Source organism: Paraburkholderia sp. RL17-373-BIF-A, assembly GCF_046030175.1.
GTDB lineage: Bacteria > Pseudomonadota > Gammaproteobacteria > Burkholderiales > Burkholderiaceae > Paraburkholderia.
Genome location: NZ_JARESO010000037.1, coordinates 41,341 through 58,796, shown reverse-complemented (window position 1 = coordinate 58,796; position 17,456 = coordinate 41,341). Strand labels below are relative to the sequence as shown.

Here is a 17,456-nt window from a genome sequence, read left to right as displayed (position 1 = left end):
CTCATCTCTCGCGAATTCCGACTACTTCCGTCTCGTCTCCTGCTTAGCGGCCCCACATAGCTTTGCATAGGAGATACAGATGAACGCCAATCCGAAGTTCCTTTCCGCCGACGCCCACGTCGATGAAGCCGCTGTCGCGCCGCTGCCGAATTCCCGCAAGGTCTACGTGACTGGCTCGCGCGCCGATATCCGCGTGCCGATGCGCGAGATCTCGCAGGCCGACACGCCCGACAGCTTCGGCGGCGAAAAGAATCCGCCCGTCTATGTCTACGATACGTCGGGCCCCTACTCGGATCCGGAAGCCAAAATCGACATTCGGGCCGGTCTGCCCGCACTGCGCCAGGCCTGGATCGAAGAACGCGGCGACACCGAAGCGCTGACGGGTCTGTCGAGCGACTTCAGCCGCGAACGCGCCGCCGACACGGCCACCGCCGATCTGCGCTTCCAAGGCCTGCACCGTACGCCGCGCCGCGCGATCGCCGGCAAGAACGTCTCGCAGATGCACTACGCGCGTCAAGGCGTCATCACGCCGGAAATGGAATACATCGCGATTCGCGAGAACCAGCGCCGCGCCGAGTATCTGGAGAGCCTCAAGACGAGCGGCCCGAACGGCGAAAAGCTCGCGGCGATGATGGGCCGCCAACATCCGGGCCAGGCATTCGGCGCAAGCGCGTTCGGTCCGAACGGCCTCACGGCGATCACGCCGGAGTTCGTGCGCGAGGAAGTGGCGCGCGGCCGCGCGATCATCCCGAACAACATCAATCACCCGGAAAGCGAGCCGATGATCATCGGCCGCAACTTCCTCGTGAAGGTGAATGCCAACATCGGCAACTCGGCGGTGACGTCCTCGATCGGCGAGGAAGTCGACAAGATGACATGGGCGATCCGCTGGGGCGGCGACACAGTGATGGATCTGTCGACCGGCAAGCACATCCACGAAACGCGCGAGTGGATCATCCGCAATTCGCCGGTGCCGATCGGCACGGTGCCGATCTATCAGGCGCTCGAAAAGGTCAACGGCAAGGCCGAAGACCTGACGTGGGAAATCTTCCGCGACACGCTGATCGAACAGGCCGAGCAAGGCGTCGATTACTTCACGATTCACGCGGGCGTGCGTCTGCAATACGTGCCGCTCACGGCCAAGCGCATGACGGGCATCGTCTCGCGCGGCGGCTCGATCATGGCGAAGTGGTGCCTCGCTCACCACAAGGAAAGCTTCCTGTACGAGCATTTCGAAGACATCTGCGAAATCATGAAGGCCTATGACGTGGCCTTCTCGCTCGGCGACGGCCTGCGTCCCGGCTCGATCTACGACGCCAACGACGAAGCGCAGCTCGGCGAATTGAAGACGCTCGGCGAACTCACGCAGATCGCTTGGAAGCACGATGTGCAGACCATGATCGAAGGCCCCGGCCACGTGCCGATGCAGCTCATCAAGGAGAACATGGACCTGCAGCTGGAATGGTGCGACGAAGCGCCGTTCTACACGCTCGGACCGTTGACGACCGACATCGCGCCGGGCTACGACCACATCACGTCGGGCATCGGCGCGGCGATGATCGGCTGGTTCGGCACGGCCATGCTCTGTTACGTCACGCCGAAGGAACACCTTGGGCTGCCGAACAAGGACGACGTCAAGACCGGCATCATCACCTACAAGCTCGCCGCGCACGCCGCCGATCTGGCGAAGGGCCATCCGGGCGCGCAGGTGCGTGACAACGCGCTCTCCAAGGCGCGCTTCGAATTCCGTTGGGAAGACCAGTTCAACCTCGGTCTCGATCCGGACAAGGCGCGCGAATTCCACGACGAAACGCTGCCGAAGGACTCGGCCAAGGTCGCGCATTTCTGCTCGATGTGCGGCCCGCACTTCTGCTCGATGAAGATCACTCAGGACGTGCGCGAGTTCGCCGCGCAACAAGGCGTCACCGACGATGAAGCGCTGAAGAAAGGCATGGAAGTGAAGTCGATCGAGTTCATGAAGAAAGGCGCTGAGATTTATCAGCGGCAGTAAGGTTCGGGTCGCGGATCGAGCGTCGTTGTTACGCCACTCGATCCGCCAGACCACTGCGTCGCAGCATCGAAGCCCGCCACTGGCGGGCTTTTGCGTTTATGTCGTCCGGGCACGCCGCGTGCTGGGCGACCGGAAACATTTGATTACGAAACCGTCGGTTCGCTGACAAGCGCATACATCCGGATACGGGAGGCGGCGATAACATCAAATGCAAGGACGGGTGTACTTCCAACCATAACTACTGGAGTCGACATCATGAAATCGATACGTCAAATCGGTACGTTTGCGGCCATCGTGGCAGTCGTGGTGAGCCTTTCCGCATGCGAAGGCATGAGCCGTCAGGGGCGCGATACGGCAATCGGCGCGGGCTTGGGTGGCGCGGCAGGCGCGGCGATCGGCGGCAATGCGCTGTCGACGATTGGTGGCGCGGCGGCGGGCGGGGTCATCGGACACGAGGTGGGCAAGTAAGGGGTACGGCGGGTCATCGCGCAATGTTTATGTATGAGGCAAGCGTGAGTTGTGCGACGCCCGGCGCACGAATAACTCGCGCAGCCGCTCTCGGATAACACTAGTGACGCGCCCTCGCTTCGGATCGCGAAGCGCGCTGCAATGAGGTGAAATAAGCCGTTACGGTTTTGCAATCCTCTGGGCGCGGCGACGGCGTAAGCTGGTGCCGTGACGCCCCTAATGGCGGCGTTCGATTCAACCAGGAGCGCGTCATGACGTCCCGCCTCATCAATACGGTGTGCGCGATCGGCCAGCGGTTGCCGCTGCGCTTTTCCAGGTCTCTCCCGCGTCTTTCGCAAACAGGCATGGCGCTGGGTGGCGCGGTCTGTGTACTCACCTTGTCCGGTTGCTATTACCCGTACGGTTACTATCCGGGCGGAGCTTATCCATACTACGCCACGGTGCCCGCAGGCGGTGCCCAGCAGGCGGTGCCGGTCGGGCAAGACGATTCCTCCGCCGCGCAACAACAGCAACAACAGCAGCAACAACAGGCGCAGACGGGCCAGCAAGGCCCGCCTCCGACTTACGCGGTCGCCGCTCCGCCTGTTTATGTGGCGCCGCCTTATCCCGCCTACTACCCGCCGCCGGTCTATCCCGCTTATTACGGCTATCCGGGCTGGTATGGACCATCGGTCTCGATCGGCTTCGGCTTCGGTGGCTACTGTTGCGGCCACGGTGGATGGGGCGGTCACGGCCATTGGCATTGACGCCCGCCGGCGCAGTCCAGGTTCCTGATCTTCACTCGATGCGCTCGCACGGCAGATTCCGGCCGTGCGGTGCCTGCACGGCATCGCGCAGTGCGTGTCGCGCCGCCCAACCCGCGCAAGACGCGCTCCCAGCGCCCATCCGCATCGCCCGTAGTTTCCCTTCTTGACGCGGCCCGACTGGGTTCTATGCTTGGTAGGCCGCACGCAGTACCTGTTTAAATAAGCGATCCCGGCCGCTCACACGTGCCGCGGACGCCCATCCGTCATGCCAGATCGACGCGTCCCGTAGTGCGTAGTGCCGCGTCGAGTCCGAACAACAACGAAGGAGACGTGATGTTTCACCAACTACTCACTCCGGTCGGCAATTCGCTATTGCCATCGTTTCTAGTCGCGGCGTTACCGATCATCGTCGTGCTGCTTCTGCTTGGCGGGGCGCGCCGGCCGGCATGGCAGGCGTCGCTCGCGGGGTTGATCGTCGGCCTGATCGTGGCGATCCTTGTCTGGCAGTTTCCAGTGGGACTCGCGGTCGATTCGGTGGTCGCCGGCGCGGTGTTCGCCTGCTGGCCGGTCATGTGGATCGTGTTCACCGCGATCCTGCTTTACAACATCTCGCAGCGCTCGGGCCGCTTCGCGGCCTTTCGCATGTGGATGATCGACAACCTGCCGAACGACCGGCGCGTGGTGCTGGTGGTGATCGGGTTTTCGTTCGGCGCGCTGCTCGAAGGGATTTCCGGCTTCGGCACGCCGGTCGCCATCACCAGTTCGCTGCTGATTCTGCTCGGCTTTCCCACGCTCGAAGCGCTCACCTTCACGCTGATCTTCAATACCGCGCCGGTCGCGTTCGGCGCGCTCGGCGTGCCGATCACCGTGCTCGGCGCGGTCACGCATTTGCCGGCCGATTCGCTCGCCAAGATGGTCGGCCGCCAGTTGCCGTTCTTCGCCTTCCTGCTGCCCTTCTATGTGATCAGTGTCTATGCGGGCTTTCGCAACATGCTGCGGGTGTGGCCGGTGCTGCTGGTGTCGGGCGCGAGCTTCGCGCTGACGCAGTTCGTCGCGTCCAACTATGTGAACTACAGCCTGACCGACGTGCTGTCGTCGATGGTCTCGCTCATTCTGACGATCGCCTTCCTGCGCGTCTGGAAGCCGGCGGCGGATCCGAAGTTCGCGATCAACATCGACCGCGTGGGCGAAGTGCGCGGCAAGATCGGCGGCGGCCAGGGCTGGTATCCGTGGATCATCGTGTCGGTGGTGGTGATCGTCTGGACCGTGGCGAAGATCTTCCTGATCGGCGACGTCAAGGTGCCGTGGCCCGGCCTCGACAAGGCCGTGTTCATCACGCTGTACAACACGCCGTACGGCGCGGTGTGGGACTTCCAGCCGCTCGCCACCGGCACCGCCATTCTGGTCGCCGCGCTCATCACGGCGTTCGTGGTCAAACTGAGCCCGCGCGAGTTCGGCGCGGCCATCGCCGACACGTGGGTGCAGACGCGCATCGCCATCCTGACGGTGGCGACCATCGTCGGGCTCGCGTATCTGATGAACTACTCGGGGCTCACGTACACGCTCGGGCTGGGCGTCGCGTCGGTCGGACCGTTCTTTCCGCTGGTGTCGGCGTTCCTCGGCTGGGTCGCGGTGTTCCTCTCCGGCAGCGACACGTCGGGCAACGCGCTGTTCGGCAACCTGCAGGTGGTGGCGGCCAATCAGTTGAATCTCAACCCGATTCTGATGGCGGCGACGAACTCGTCGGGCGGCGTGATGGGCAAGATGATCTCGCCGCAGAACATCTCGACCGGGGTGGCGACCACCGAACTCAAAGGCAAGGAAGGCGTGGTGTTCGCCAAAACCTTCAAGCATTCGATTCTGTTGACGGTACTGCTTGGTGTGCTGGTGTGGCTGCAGCAGAATTTCTTGCAGTGGATGATTCCGCACTGAGGCGGGTTGGGCGGGTTGCTCAACTCTCACAACCCGCCTGGTAGGATGCACTCTCGCCAACCGGCGGCCGCGCGCTCACTAGCGCGCGCCGCTTCAACGATGCGAGGATGACCATCCCGACCATTTGCGGCTGATGCGCTGCCGCAAAATAACTCACGCTTCTTCGCTCAAGCCCCTATCCTTTCCTAGCGCTTCGTCCCATCCCACCGCCTTGATCGCAATATTTCTCACATCAGCGTGAGAATTGCTCGTTTTGCCCAGAGCGCCGCTGCGCTTACGATGGACAATTACCAGACGCCTTGCCTCTCCCATATCTTGCCGTTTCATTCCAGCCTGAAACGTTTCGCATGATTGCGCTGCTACGATGCGCAGGCGTCTCGACTCAACCGCGCGCGGCGCCACCTCGATGAATGCTAAAAACCTGCTGCAGTTGCTGATCCTCGCCGCCCTGTGGGGCGCCTCATTCCTGTTTATCCGCGTCGGCGTCACCGACTTCGGCGTGGCGCCGTTGATGGCGCTGCGCGTCGGCATCGGCGCGGCGTTTCTCGCGATCGTGCTGATCGCGCGCCGTCCGCTGCGCCAATCCGCGACGATCCTGCGCACCCGGGCCTTCCCGCTGCTGGTGGTCGGCATTCTGAATTCGGCGGCGCCCTTCTGCCTGTTCGCCTATGCCGAGTTGACGCTGTCGGCCGGCGTCACGTCCGTGATCAATGCGAGCACGCCGCTGTGGGGCGCGCTGGTCGGCTTTCTGTGGCTGCGCGACCGGTTGAGCGCGCTGCGCACGCTCGGCCTGATGATCGGCTTTCTCGGCGTGCTGATGCTGGTGTGGGATCAGATCGCCGCGCCGAACGGCACGCCGGCCACGCCGCTCACCACCGCGCTCGCGGCCGGCGCGGCGCTCGGCGCCACGCTGCTGTACGGCATCGCCGCCAACTACACCAAGCGCCATCTGACCGGCGTCGACGCGCTGACCGTCGCCACCGGCACGATGACCGGCGCCACCATCGTGTTGCTGCCGCTCGCCGTGATCTACTGGCCGGCGGCGCCGATCTCGCTGCATGCATGGGGCGCGGTGATCGCGCTCGGCGTCGCCTGTACCGGCGTCGCGTATATGCTGTTCTTCCACCTGATCGCGGTGGCCGGACCGGCGCGTGCGATTACGGTGACCTTCGTCATTCCGATCTTCGGCATTCTGTGGGGCGCGCTGTTCCTCGGCGAAAGCGTCTCGCCCGGCATGCTGGAAGGTTGCGGCGTGATTCTGGTCGGCACCGCGCTCGCCACCGGCGTGATCAAGCGTCTGCCGTGGATCGGCACCCGCCGCGCCGATACCTGAAACCCGCTTCATGTCGCGCGACGCTTGCCCCGCGTCGCCGACTCTCCTCTTTCCCGCCACCAGGCCGGCCGCAGTAAGGAATCACGCATGGCCATCTCCCGTCGAATTCCGGTTCGGACCGGTATTCAGGAAACCATGCAAAAAGACGTGCACGCGGGTTGACCGCGCTCTTGTCGGCCACGCACTGCGTGAAACCCAAGGCACAAAAAAACCCGCCCGGCGTGATCGCCGGGCGGGTTTTCAGACAGCGTTCCAGCTGCTGCAGCCTTAGTGCAGCTGGTCGGACATCAAACTCATGATCTGCTTGGCCTGCGGGCTCTGGTCGATGGCGCCCTTGTCGTCGACCACAGCCACGCGCGTCTGGTTCGGCGTCACCGCGCGCACGTTCACCATGTACTGCTTGGCAACTTTTTCCTTCTTGCCGTGGAAAACCTGGCTCCAGAAGCCCTGTTCGGCCGACGACATGTCCTTCGGATCGACGTAGCGCACGAAATACAGACCGCGGGTCAGATCGCGGTCGTCGACGGTGAAGTTGCTGCGGTCGAGCGCGAGGCCCACGCGCAACCATGCGCGGTCGTACGGCTCGCCGAGCGTGAGTTCCGTCGACGAAAGCTGAGCGTCGGTGCCGTTCGCCGCGTCCCCAGCCGGCATGGGTTGCTGGGCGGACAGCGCGACGTTTTGCGCCGCCGTGGCCGCCGCCGCCGACTTGGCGCCCGCCGTAGCCGCGTTCGGCGCCGTTTGCGCGCCGGCCGACAGGTCGGCGTTTTGCGCGTCAGCCGGTTTCGAACGCGAATCGGCCAACGCCAGCGCCGCCATCAGCCGCTTCAGATATTCCTGTTCGAGGCCCGGATCGTTCGGCTTCGGCACCCACGTGCTCGAATCGTTGTTCGTGCCGGTCAGCGCCTCGCGCATGCCCTTCTGGCTGACGAACACGTACGTACCGCCGTTCGGCGCCGCTTCCAGGCGCGTGCGGTACTTGTTACGCTCCGAGGTCACGTAGCTGTTGCCCATGGCCTTGGACAGTGTGTTGCGGATCAGGCCTTCGTTGATCTGCGCGTGCGTTTCGTTCCAGTCGGTTTCCATCACGCCCTTGTCGCGCTGGTCGACCACCAGCAGGAAGCCCTGTTCCTGCCAGAAGCGGCGGATCTGCGGCCATGCCTGCTCGGGCGCCTTGTTGTCGATGACGAGCCAGCTTTCCGTGCCGTCGCGCTGGATATGCATGCCGTTGACCGCCGGCGCCACCACCACGGAATTGGCCGACGGGGCTTGCGCCTGAACCTCTTTGAGCGCGGACAACGAGGTTTCGCCGCCCTGCGGGGGCAACGAGCGCTGATCGGCCGTCTCATCGATCATGTTCGGCGGTACGGCAAGTGACACTTGCTTCGATTTCGAGTCGCTCTTGTAGTCGACTTTGGTCGGCGACGAGGTGCCGCAGCCGGCGACCAGACCGCCTGCCATCAGCATTACTGCAAACCGCTTGGTAAGACGAAGATCAGTCATGTTCGGGGAATCCTTCCGCTACGCCACGGCAAGTTTCCGTGGATCAACCCAACATTTTACCGATCCCGGCGAGTCATGTGCAAAAACCCGGGTTTGCCCGTGAATTGAGCAGCGTGAGACGTGCGCAAAGGACGCGGGATCGACGCGCGAGAAGGACACCGAAGCGACTCCTTCCGTCAACGTTTCCATGAGTTGCAAGAGCCGCATTTTCGCGCGTGAAAACGAACGGCGCACTGCAAATTTAACAATCCCCCACATTTCCCAACGGTCTGTCAGATACGCCCTACGTGATCGTCAGATCATTGATTCGACGGCACTTTCCGGGGCCCTCGCCACGTCGATTTTGATATATCGAAATTTGTTGAATGCCGCTTCAGGTCACGGTCTGAAAACCCGAGTGATATCTTGAAATAGACAACTCAAGAGCCTTTGAGCGCTCCAACCACGGGACCGACCGTCATGCCCTTGCGTACCCTTACCCCGAATTTTGCTGCGTCAGCGATCGCGGTTGCCGCGTTGTGCACGAGCCTCGAAGCGCACGCCGAATTGGGCGGCGCCATGCCGGCTCAGGCGGATGCGAGCGCGAGCGCGCCGCGCGCCATGTTGAACGGGGCACTGCGCATGCGCACGCTGACCGACGCGGGCAACACGACCATCAACGAGTACGCGACGAGCACCGGCCAGATCATAGGCTACGCGTGGCAAGGCCCAACCATGCCGGACCTGCGCGCGCTGCTCGGCAAGTACGCCGCCTCGTATCGCGCCGGCGCCGCTGCGGCGCCGTCGGACGGCAATCTGCATGTCTCGCGCGTGGCGCGGCCGGACGTGATCGTGGAATCCGGCGGCCCGATGCGGGGCTACGTGGGCCGCGCATGGCTGCCCGCGGCGCTGCCGCCCGGCGTCACGGCTGACGATTTTCTGTGATGTGCGCAAGCACTCAGCACTAGCACCAGCATCGGCACCACGCCGCGACGAGCACTGACCACGCCATGAAATCCGCCCTTTCCATTTACGCCCTACTGCTGGTCTGCGCCGCCTTCGCGGGATGCGGCGGCGGTGGCGGCGGCTCGCCGGCCGCGACATCGCAGACGGGCTCGGCGGCCCCGGCCAGCATCCCGAGCCCCGCCAGTGGGTCGGTAGGCGCCTCGAGTGCCGGCCCGACCGCCTCCGTGCCGCAGTCGAATATCCCGAACGTCCAGCCGATCGCCGTCACCGCCGCACCGGGTCTGACGCGCAACATGCTGACGACGAGCGTCACCGTCTGCGAGCCCGGCACCAGCAATTGCGCGACGATCGATAATGTCCAGGTCGACACCGGTTCGCACGGGCTCAGGATTCTCGCGTCCGCGCTGCCGGCGGACCTGTCGCTCGCGGCAATCGCGTCGGGCAGCGGCATCGCGGGCGAATGCGCGGTGTTCGGCGGCGGCTACACCTGGGGCGCGGTGCGCAGCGCGGACGTGCGCATGGCCGGCCAGTTGGCCGCGTCGATCCCGATCCAGACGATCGCGGACCCGGCGCTGCCCACCGTGCCCGCCGACTGCGCGGGCTCCGGCCGCGCCATGCAGACGGTGGCGGGCCTGCGCTCGAACGGCATTCTCGGCGTGGGCCTGTTCGCGGGCGACTGTGGCAGCGGCTGCGTCACCGCCGCGCTGCCGCGCTGGTACTACCGTTGCGACGCCGGCGGCGCCTGCCTCGCCAGCACGCAAGCGCTGGCGCAGCAGGTGACCAATCCGGTCAGCCGCTTTGCGCTCGACAACAATGGCGTGGTGATCGACCTGCCGGCCATCGCCGATGCCGGCGCGGCCAGCGTATCGGGTTCGATGATCTTCGGCATCGGCACCCAGGCCAACAACACGCTGAACGGCGCCAGCGTCCTCAAGGCGAATTCGCAGACGGGCTACGTCGTCACCACGAGCGGCGGGCAGACTTATTCGCAGAGCTATGTCGACAGCGGCTCGAATGGGCTGTTCTTCCGCACCACCCAGTTTCCGCAGTGCGGCTTCTGGTACTGCCCGGCTTCGATTCAAGCCGCGAACGCCGCGATCACCGGGACGGACGGCGCGTCGAACACGGTGTCGTTTGCGGTCGGTAATTCGAGCGCGCTGTTCGCGTCGTCGAATAACGCCTTCAACAATCTGGCCGGCGTGGCCAGCAGCGGCTTCGGCTGGGGCTTGCCGTTCTTCTTCGGACGACGCGTCTATACGGCGATCGCCTCGCGCGAAACGTCGGCGGGCCCGGGGCCTTACTACGCGTTCTGAACGGACGGCTTCTTTCGACGCCGAAATTTCGCAAAATCACCTGACGGACAGATTTGGTACGTATCGGCTGAGATAATTCCACCTTCCGGCTAACTCCGTTCCAATTAGTTAGTCATGCAAATCCTGGAATTGTCGGCAGATGGAAGAACCCACTTTTTCGCTCGATCATTTCGAGCAGCTCGTCTATACGCGGCAGCATGTCAAAGCCGCGATCCAGTTCATTGCCGCGCTGGCGCTCCTTCAGCAAAAGCGCGGCGAACTGGACGGCAGCTTTCTTGCCTCGGGCATCGCCGACCTGCCGCCTGACGAGCAACGCAAGCGCTTCTGCACACGCCTCGCGAGCGCGGCGTCGACCCTGTTCGCCGACCCGGCGTTCCAATTGCCACCCGAGTGTTTCAGATTGATTCTGACCCTGCACGAGTGGGTCGGACTGGTGTTCGCCTGCACGTCGTTCGGCAATGCGGACCATGTGACCCGTTACTTGAATCCGCGCGGTGCGGACAACGCCCAGTTTCTGTCCGGCGACAGTTTCGTCGAAAAACTCTGCGCGCTCTACTCGACCGAGTCCGAACTGGAACTCGACTTCGCCGCGCTGTGGGCGTACGACAAATCGCTCGCCGCCTGCCTTGCCCTCGTTTTGCTGGCGCCGGTCTTCAAAGGATCGGCGAGCGCGCATATGAAGCGCGAAGCGTTGATGGAATGGCTGCCCGGCAAATTGCAGCAAATCGACGACCTCGACGACCTGCCGACCGCCTTGCTGCACAACGCCTATATGTTCTGCAGCTACGCGGACACGCCGCGGCGGCACGAGATCAAACGGGACATCAACGCGCTGGTGCGCCGCAAGCTGGATCAACTAGGGCTGACCGATATTCCCGCGGCGAATCTAGCCCGCGCGAAAAGCCGCAAGCCGCGCGGCAAAAAACCGCTGATGGTGGTCGTGCTCGAATGGTTTGGCGGCGCCCATTCGATCTACCGCACGCACTCGCGCACGCTCGAAGCCGCGCGCGAGCATTTCGAAGTGGTGGCCTTCGGCTTCGGCTACGCCATCGACGATATGGGGCGCGCGGTGTTCGACCGTTTCATCGAACTGGAGGAGCCGGAATACATAGGCGAATGTCTGAAAACGATCCGCGACTTTGCCGAGGCGGAACAGCCTGACGTGCTCTACATGCCGAGCGTCGGCATGTTCGCGCTCACGGTGTTCATGTCGAATCTGCGTATTGCGCCGCTGCAGATCGTCGGCCTCGGTCACCCCGCCACGACTCACTCCGACAAGATCGAATACGTCAGTGTCGAGGAAGATTATGTCGGCGATCCCGCCTGCTTCAGCGAACGTTTGATGAAGCTGCCGAAAGACGGTCAACCGTACCGGCCCTCGGTAGCGCTGCCGGACATCGTCGCGCAGATTCCGCCGTCACGCGAAACGCTGAAGATCGTCATCACGGCCAGCGCGATGAAGCTCAATCCCGGCTTTCTCGAAGCGTGCCGTGAGATCGGCGCGCGCGCGGCGACGCCGGTCCAGTTTCACTTCATGAGCGGCGTGCCCTTCGGCTTGCCGCTCGAGCGCATGCGCGATGTGATCCGCCAGACACTGCCGAGCGCCGTCGTGCACGGCTTTCACGAATACGCGGGCTATCTGGCGCGCGTCAATCGCTCCGATCTGTTTCTAAGCCCGTTTCCGTTCGGCAATACCAACGGTATCGTCGACGCGCTCACGCTGGGTTTGCCCGGCATCTGCAAACGCGGGCCGGAAGTGTTCGAGCGGATCGACGGCGCGCTGTTCGAGCGTGTGGGCATGCCGTCGTGGACCACGGCGGAGAGCGTCGAGGATTACATCGCCGCCGCCGTGCGGATGATCGACGCGCATAACGAGCGCGCAGCCTTGCGGCAGCGTCTGATCGATACGCGGGCCGTGGAACGTTGCTTTGAAGGGCGGCCGCAGGCGTTCGGTGAATGCGTGCTGGAACGGGTGCGGGGGAAGCAACGCCGGTGCAAGGAAGAAGCGATGGCTTGAGATTCGGCGCCGCTCAGTGCGCTACCCGGTCGCCACCCGGTCGCATGATGCCCGGGGTCACGAGATTATTCGGCGCCGGGCCGCCGTACCCGTGCGCCGATACGCTACTCGGTCGCGTTAGGGCTCGCGGTTACAAGATCAGCCGGCGCCAGCCAGTTGAACACGTCCAGCGTCGGCCCGTGGAAGGTGCACTCCGCGGCTGCTGGCGTGGCGGTCTTCTTAGGTTTGGCGGGCTTGAGCGAAAGCGCTGTTGCCGATGCATCTGAGGCGCCCGCTGCACCTGCTCCACCAGCAGTCACAGCGGAAGCCGCCGGCGCACCCGAAGCTGCAAGCGGCGCACTGGCTGCACCCGCCTCCGCAGTCTCGGACGCCGGAACCGCCACACGTTCGATCGATCCCTCAACCACCACTCGCGAGCCATAGATGCCTGCGCCCGCATGAGTGATCTTCAGCGGATCCGCCGACGTTTCCGCCAGCTTGCTTCGCATCAACTGCTCGCACGCGTCCGTGTTCTTATAGACGGCCGTGCACGCCGCCAGCAGCGCGGCAGCGGTCGTGACGCAGGCGATAGAGAGAATCCGAATCTTCATTGGTGTTCCGTTTTTCAAGCCGTCGGCAATTGTAGCTTACGGCCTGCTTGAGCGGCGCCGGCTTCGAGCGCCGGCAGCGCGCGAGCCGCGTAAGGCGATCGACACTTTCACCGCGCATCCAGCGCGCCCGAAACCCAGTGACTGCTTGACCGCGGCGGCTCGCATCGGCATCGTGTTGACCGGCCGCCATTCGATCGGCGCGCTGCCGACGTTGCGACGGGGCCCTCGCGATGCGCATCGCTTCGCCTTGTCACGCTTTCTCACTGTGTACCGACCGGCTTTCCCGCATGTTCAGCCTTGCCCTGCTCGCCATCGCGGGTTACACCGCTACCAACGTCGACAACCTGTTCGTGCTGCTCGCCTTCCTGGCGGAAGCCGGCGACGAGCGGCGTCGCGTGATCGCCGGGCAGTATGCCGGCTCGCTAATTCTTATCGCGGGGTCGGCGCTGCTCGCCGCATTGCTCAAGCACTTGCCGGCTGGTTACGTCGGTTTGCTCGGCATTTTGCCGATCGGCGTGGGGTTCGGCAAAGCGTGGGAGCGCTTTGGTCCCGGCAGCCCGCAGCAGGAGGAAGCAGCGCGAATCGAAACGGCGCCACCCGCATCATCCGGGCCGGCCGGGTCGGGGTATCCGGCTAGTGCAGCGAATCAGGCAAGCTCGCCCGCTCCAACCGCCCCATCCCACGCAAGCCGCGCCTCATCCTGGTGGACTGTAGCGTGCGTGGCCGTCGCCAATGGTTCCGACAATCTCGCCGTCTATGTGCCTCTGTACGCCAGTCATTCGCACAGCGCGGGCGCATTCATCTCGCTGATCTTTATCGTGATGATCGGGTTCTGGTGCGCCGGCGCGGTGTGGCTGGTGGAGCATCCGTTGCTGGGCGCACCGATCCGGCGCTATGGCACCGCGCTGCTGCCGCTGATCCTGGTGATCATCGGCGTCTCGGTGATCGTGCAGAACGATACGCTGCGGATCATGTTCGGACTCTGACCAGTGCCCGCATGTGGGGAACGCACGGCCCATTACCCGAAAAAGCCCAATTGAACAACACGGTCCGTGCAGGGATGCGCTGCAGTCCAACGCGCGATGCGGCACGACCGTCGTCCACGCGAGCGCTCAATTCGACGGCATTTGCGGTTGCACGTAAGTGCGCACGCCGGCGAGCGGCGAACCGTAACCGCCGGAATTGGTGTGATTCGGCAAGCCGTTGACCAGCTGCGCACGCGGGTCGGTCGGGTTCAGGTTCAATTCGCCTGCCTGCTGGTTGCCGTGCGTCGGATATTCGCTGCCGCGCGCCGCGTTCGGCATCAAACGCGTGCTGTTTTGCGGCGCGTTCATGTCGTCCTGCGGGCTCAAACCTTGCGCTCCCGCCTGCGCCGCAATCGCGCACGCGGCCGCGCACAGCAAAACCCGCCCTACCCGCGACATCGTCGATGTTCGTTTCATACCTGCCTCCGGCAAAATGAAATGAAGGGAATCAAGTCGCGCCCGGCACACAACAAGCCCGCTCGCGACGCCAAACGCTGATCACACCATTTATACGCGCCATGCCGCGCTTCGGATTCGGCGACGTAAGCGCGAGTCGCGGTAAACAGAGAAACTGGCGGGTATGGCCTTTTATTCCGGGCCGCGGCTGCAGACACGCAAATCCAGTGAGCGCCTATCCTTATGCCGATTACCGATTTCCCTCCCGCGCGATCGCGCCCGATAATGGACGTCATGAACCTTCGACCCAATCTCCGGTCTCGTGCGCTGCGCGCCACACTCGCGGCACTGACCGCAACGCTGTTGCTGGCGGCCTGCGCCGGCCCATCGGCCTCGACTTCCGCGTCCGCGTCGTCCAGTCCGGCGCTGCTCGACGCGGCGATTGCCGGACCACAACGCGGCGACAAGGCCCGCGCCCGCGACGTCTACCGTCATCCGCGGGAAACGCTGCAATTCTTCGAACTTACGCCGTCGCAAAGCGTGCTGGAGATCGAGCCGGGCGGCGGCTGGTACACGGAGATCCTGGCGCCGTATCTGCACGACCACGGCAAGCTCTACGAGGCGCAGTACGACGGCCCACAGGGGACGCCGTCGGCGGAAGCGCAGGCCAATCGGGCAGCATTTGCGCGCAAACTGGCGGCCACGCCCGCCGTCTACGGCAACGTCGTGGTCGGCACGCTGCACGCCGGCCAGTTCAGCGGTTTTCCGGCCGATGCCAGCTTCGACGAGGTACTGACCTTCCGCAACATCCATAACTGGATCAAGGACGGCCAGATCGACGCAAACCTGCGCGCCTTCTACGCGGTGCTCAAGCCAAGCGGCGTGCTCGGTGTCGAGGAACACCGCGCAGCGCCGGGCACTTCGCTGCAACAAACCATCGACACCGGCTATGTGACCGAAGACTACGTGATCGAACATGCGCGCGCGGCCGGCTTCGAACTGGCCGGCAAGAGCGAAGTAAACGCCAACCCGCGCGACAGCAAAAATTACCCCAACGGCGTCTGGTCGCTGCCGCCGACCTTCGAGGGCGGCGACGTCGACCGGGCGAAGTATGCGGCCATCGGCGAATCGGACCGCATGACCTTGCGCTTCGTGAAACCGGCGCACTGATCTCGCGCCGCACCGGACGGCGCTTGACGCCGTCCCAATAATATGTTCCTATTGCGCACTATGTACCGCGCCCAGACCATCCTATCGCTACTACTAGCCCCCTCTACCGGGCTAGGTCTGCTGCTGCGCGCTTCCATCTGAACCACACGAAGCACCGCTCAATTCCCCAGTAACTGACCCAGCCCCGGTTTCCGACCGGCGGCCCAGTTATGTCTTTTCGTCGTCCGGTCGACTCCCAGCTACCTGGTCTCACCCACGGATGATGAAAATGTTGAAGAACCCCGCTACCAAATACCGCTCGTTCAAACCGGTCAACTTGACGGATCGCCAGTGGCCGTCGCGCACCATCACGCACCCGCCGATCTGGATGAGCACCGACCTGCGCGACGGCAATCAGTCGCTGTTCGAGCCGATGGACGCGCAGCGCAAGATGCGCATGTTCAAGACGCTGGTGCAGATCGGCTTCAAGGAAATCGAAGTCGCGTTTCCGTCCGCTTCGCAGACCGACTTCAATTTCGTGCGTGAGTTGATCGAAGGCTGCCACATTCCCGACGACGTCACCATCGAAGTCTTGACGCAAGCGCGCGACGACCTGATCGAGCGCACCTTCGAATCCTTGCGTGGCGTGCCGCGCGCCATCGTCCACTTGTACAACGCGACCGCGCCGGAATTCCGCAAGATCGTCTTCAATCTGGACAAGAGCGGCGTGAAGGAACTGGCGCAAAACGCTGCCCGCACGATGAAGCGGATCGCCGAGACCATGCCGGAAACGCACTTCACGTTCCAGTACAGCCCGGAAGTGTTCAGCGGCACCGAAATCGAATTCGCCAAGGAAGTCTGCGACGCCGTGTTCGACATCTGGCAACCGACGCCGCAACACAAGGCCATCGTCAACTTGCCGGCCACCGTCGAAATGTCCACGCCGAACATCTACGCGGACCAGATCGAGTGGATGCACCGCAATCTCAAGCGCCGCGATTCGCTGTTCATCTCCGTGCATCCGCATAACGATCGCGGCACCGCGGTGGCGGCCGCTGAACTCGCCGTGATGGCCGGGGCGGATCGTATCGAAGGCTGCCTGTTCGGCAACGGCGAGCGCACCGGTAACGTGGACCTCGTCACGCTCGCGTTGAACCTCTACACGCAGGGCGTCGATCCGGGGCTCGACTTCTCGAACATCAACGAAGTCGCGCGCACCGCGGAAGAATGCACGCAATTGCCGATCCATCCGCGTCATCCGTATGTCGGCGATCTGGTATTCACGGCCTTCTCGGGCTCGCATCAGGATGCGATCAAGAAGGGCTTCGCGGTGCAGAAACCGGACGCCGTCTGGGAAGTGCCCTACATGCCGATCGATCCGGCCGATCTCGGCCGCACCTACGACTCGGTGATTCGCGTGAACAGCCAGTCGGGCAAAGGCGGCATCGCCTATCTGCTCGAGCAGGGCTACGGCGTCGTGTTGCCGCGCCGCCTGCAAGTGGACTTCAGCTCGGCCGTGCAGCGCTTCACCGACGACAGCGGCCAGGAAGTCACGTCCGCGCAGATCTGGGAATTGTTCCAGCAGGAATATGTGCAGAACACGGCGCCGATCCACTACGTCGGTCACAGCCTGTCCGAGCGTGAAGGACGCGAGCACATCAAACTCACGGTCGACATTAATGGCACGCGGCGCGTGTTGACCGGTGAAGGCAATGGTCCGCTCGACGCGTTGATGCACGCGATCGGCGTGCCGGTGCGGATTCAGCACTATGAAGAACGCGCGTTGACGCAGGGTGCGGATGCCCGCGCGGTGGCAGTCGCCGAAATGGCCGGCGCCGATGTGACCGGCAGCGCGTTCGGCGTCGGCATCGATGCCAATCTGGTGACGGCGTCGATTCGCGCGGTGATCAGCGGCGTGAATCGCGCTTACGCACGGGTCAATGCGCAGGCGAAGGAGAGCTTCTTCGACGCCGCGATGAACGATGCCACGGAGAGCGTGGGGGTCTAAGGTTCTCTGCCGTTGGTGGTCAA

The 17,456-nt window shown here is 63.7% G+C and carries 14 protein-coding genes; 11 read left to right on the top strand and 3 right to left on the bottom strand.

The genetic code is table 11. From position 1 onward, the window contains the following. Nucleotides 1-79 precede the first annotated feature (79 nt). The 5 genes from thiC (at nt 80) to P0D80_RS33450 (ending at nt 6,490) form a co-directional block, all read left to right on the top strand. Nucleotides 80-2,011: a phosphomethylpyrimidine synthase ThiC gene (thiC, locus tag P0D80_RS33470; RefSeq protein WP_408180109.1), complete on the top strand. Its 1,932-nt coding sequence runs from the start codon at nt 80-82 to the stop codon at nt 2,009-2,011. A 255-nt stretch (nt 2,012-2,266) separates the two neighbouring features. Then, nucleotides 2,267-2,479, top strand: coding sequence for a YMGG-like glycine zipper-containing protein (locus tag P0D80_RS33465; protein WP_408180108.1), 213 nt, complete (start codon nt 2,267-2,269; stop codon nt 2,477-2,479). Between the two features lie 251 nt (nt 2,480-2,730). Continuing rightward, nucleotides 2,731-3,225, top strand: coding sequence for a hypothetical protein (locus tag P0D80_RS33460; RefSeq protein ID WP_408290295.1), 495 nt, complete (start codon nt 2,731-2,733; stop codon nt 3,223-3,225). A 333-nt stretch (nt 3,226-3,558) separates the two neighbouring features. After that, the gene (locus P0D80_RS33455) at nt 3,559-5,157 is read left to right on the top strand and encodes an L-lactate permease (protein ID WP_408290293.1); all 1,599 of its coding nucleotides are present in this window, start codon (nt 3,559-3,561) and stop codon (nt 5,155-5,157) included. Nucleotides 5,158-5,563: 406 nt separating this feature from the next. After that, the gene (locus P0D80_RS33450) at nt 5,564-6,490 is read left to right on the top strand and encodes a DMT family transporter (RefSeq protein ID WP_408180106.1); all 927 of its coding nucleotides are present in this window, start codon (nt 5,564-5,566) and stop codon (nt 6,488-6,490) included. A 267-nt stretch (nt 6,491-6,757) separates the two neighbouring features. Here the strand turns inward: P0D80_RS33450 and bamC are convergent, their stop codons facing one another. Beyond that, nucleotides 6,758-7,990, bottom strand: a complete 1,233-nt coding sequence (gene bamC / locus P0D80_RS33445) for an NlpB/DapX family lipoprotein (RefSeq protein WP_408180105.1) — start codon at nt 7,988-7,990, stop codon at nt 6,758-6,760. Between the two features lie 459 nt (nt 7,991-8,449). Between bamC and P0D80_RS33440 the strand changes: the two genes are divergently transcribed. The 3 genes from P0D80_RS33440 (at nt 8,450) to P0D80_RS33430 (ending at nt 12,265) form a co-directional block, all read left to right on the top strand. Next, a complete protein-coding gene (locus tag P0D80_RS33440; RefSeq protein ID WP_408180104.1) occupies nt 8,450-8,914 on the top strand; it encodes a DUF2844 domain-containing protein in 465 nt (154 codons plus the stop codon). Nucleotides 8,915-8,979: 65 nt separating this feature from the next. Further along, nucleotides 8,980-10,248, top strand: coding sequence for a DUF3443 domain-containing protein (locus P0D80_RS33435; RefSeq protein WP_408180103.1), 1,269 nt, complete (start codon nt 8,980-8,982; stop codon nt 10,246-10,248). A 139-nt stretch (nt 10,249-10,387) separates the two neighbouring features. After that, nucleotides 10,388-12,265 (top strand): glycosyl transferase family 1, encoded by a 1,878-nt coding sequence (locus P0D80_RS33430; protein ID WP_408180102.1) that lies wholly within the window; start codon nt 10,388-10,390, stop codon nt 12,263-12,265. Between the two features lie 104 nt (nt 12,266-12,369). On the opposite strand, the gene P0D80_RS33425 is transcribed toward P0D80_RS33430, so the two are convergent. Continuing rightward, nucleotides 12,370-12,855 carry a hypothetical protein gene (locus P0D80_RS33425; RefSeq protein ID WP_408180101.1) on the bottom strand — a complete coding sequence of 162 codons (486 nt, stop codon included), beginning with the start codon at nt 12,853-12,855 and terminating at the stop codon, nt 12,370-12,372. A 287-nt stretch (nt 12,856-13,142) separates the two neighbouring features. On the opposite strand from P0D80_RS33425, the gene P0D80_RS33420 reads away from it, so the two are divergent. Beyond that, nucleotides 13,143-13,841, top strand: coding sequence for a cadmium resistance transporter (locus P0D80_RS33420; protein ID WP_408290289.1), 699 nt, complete (start codon nt 13,143-13,145; stop codon nt 13,839-13,841). A gap of 126 nt (nt 13,842-13,967) precedes the next feature. Here P0D80_RS33420 and P0D80_RS33415 read toward each other — a convergent pair whose 3' ends face one another. Beyond that, nucleotides 13,968-14,297, bottom strand: a complete 330-nt coding sequence (locus tag P0D80_RS33415) for a hypothetical protein (RefSeq protein WP_132373752.1) — start codon at nt 14,295-14,297, stop codon at nt 13,968-13,970. Between the two features lie 264 nt (nt 14,298-14,561). On the opposite strand from P0D80_RS33415, the gene P0D80_RS33410 reads away from it, so the two are divergent. Together P0D80_RS33410 and leuA are read left to right on the top strand one after the other, a co-directional pair. Further along, nucleotides 14,562-15,446, top strand: coding sequence for a class I SAM-dependent methyltransferase (locus tag P0D80_RS33410; protein WP_408290286.1), 885 nt, complete (start codon nt 14,562-14,564; stop codon nt 15,444-15,446). 268 nt (nt 15,447-15,714) lie between these two features. After that, nucleotides 15,715-17,433, top strand: a complete 1,719-nt coding sequence (leuA, locus tag P0D80_RS33405; protein ID WP_408290284.1) for a 2-isopropylmalate synthase — start codon at nt 15,715-15,717, stop codon at nt 17,431-17,433. Nucleotides 17,434-17,456 lie beyond the last annotated feature (23 nt).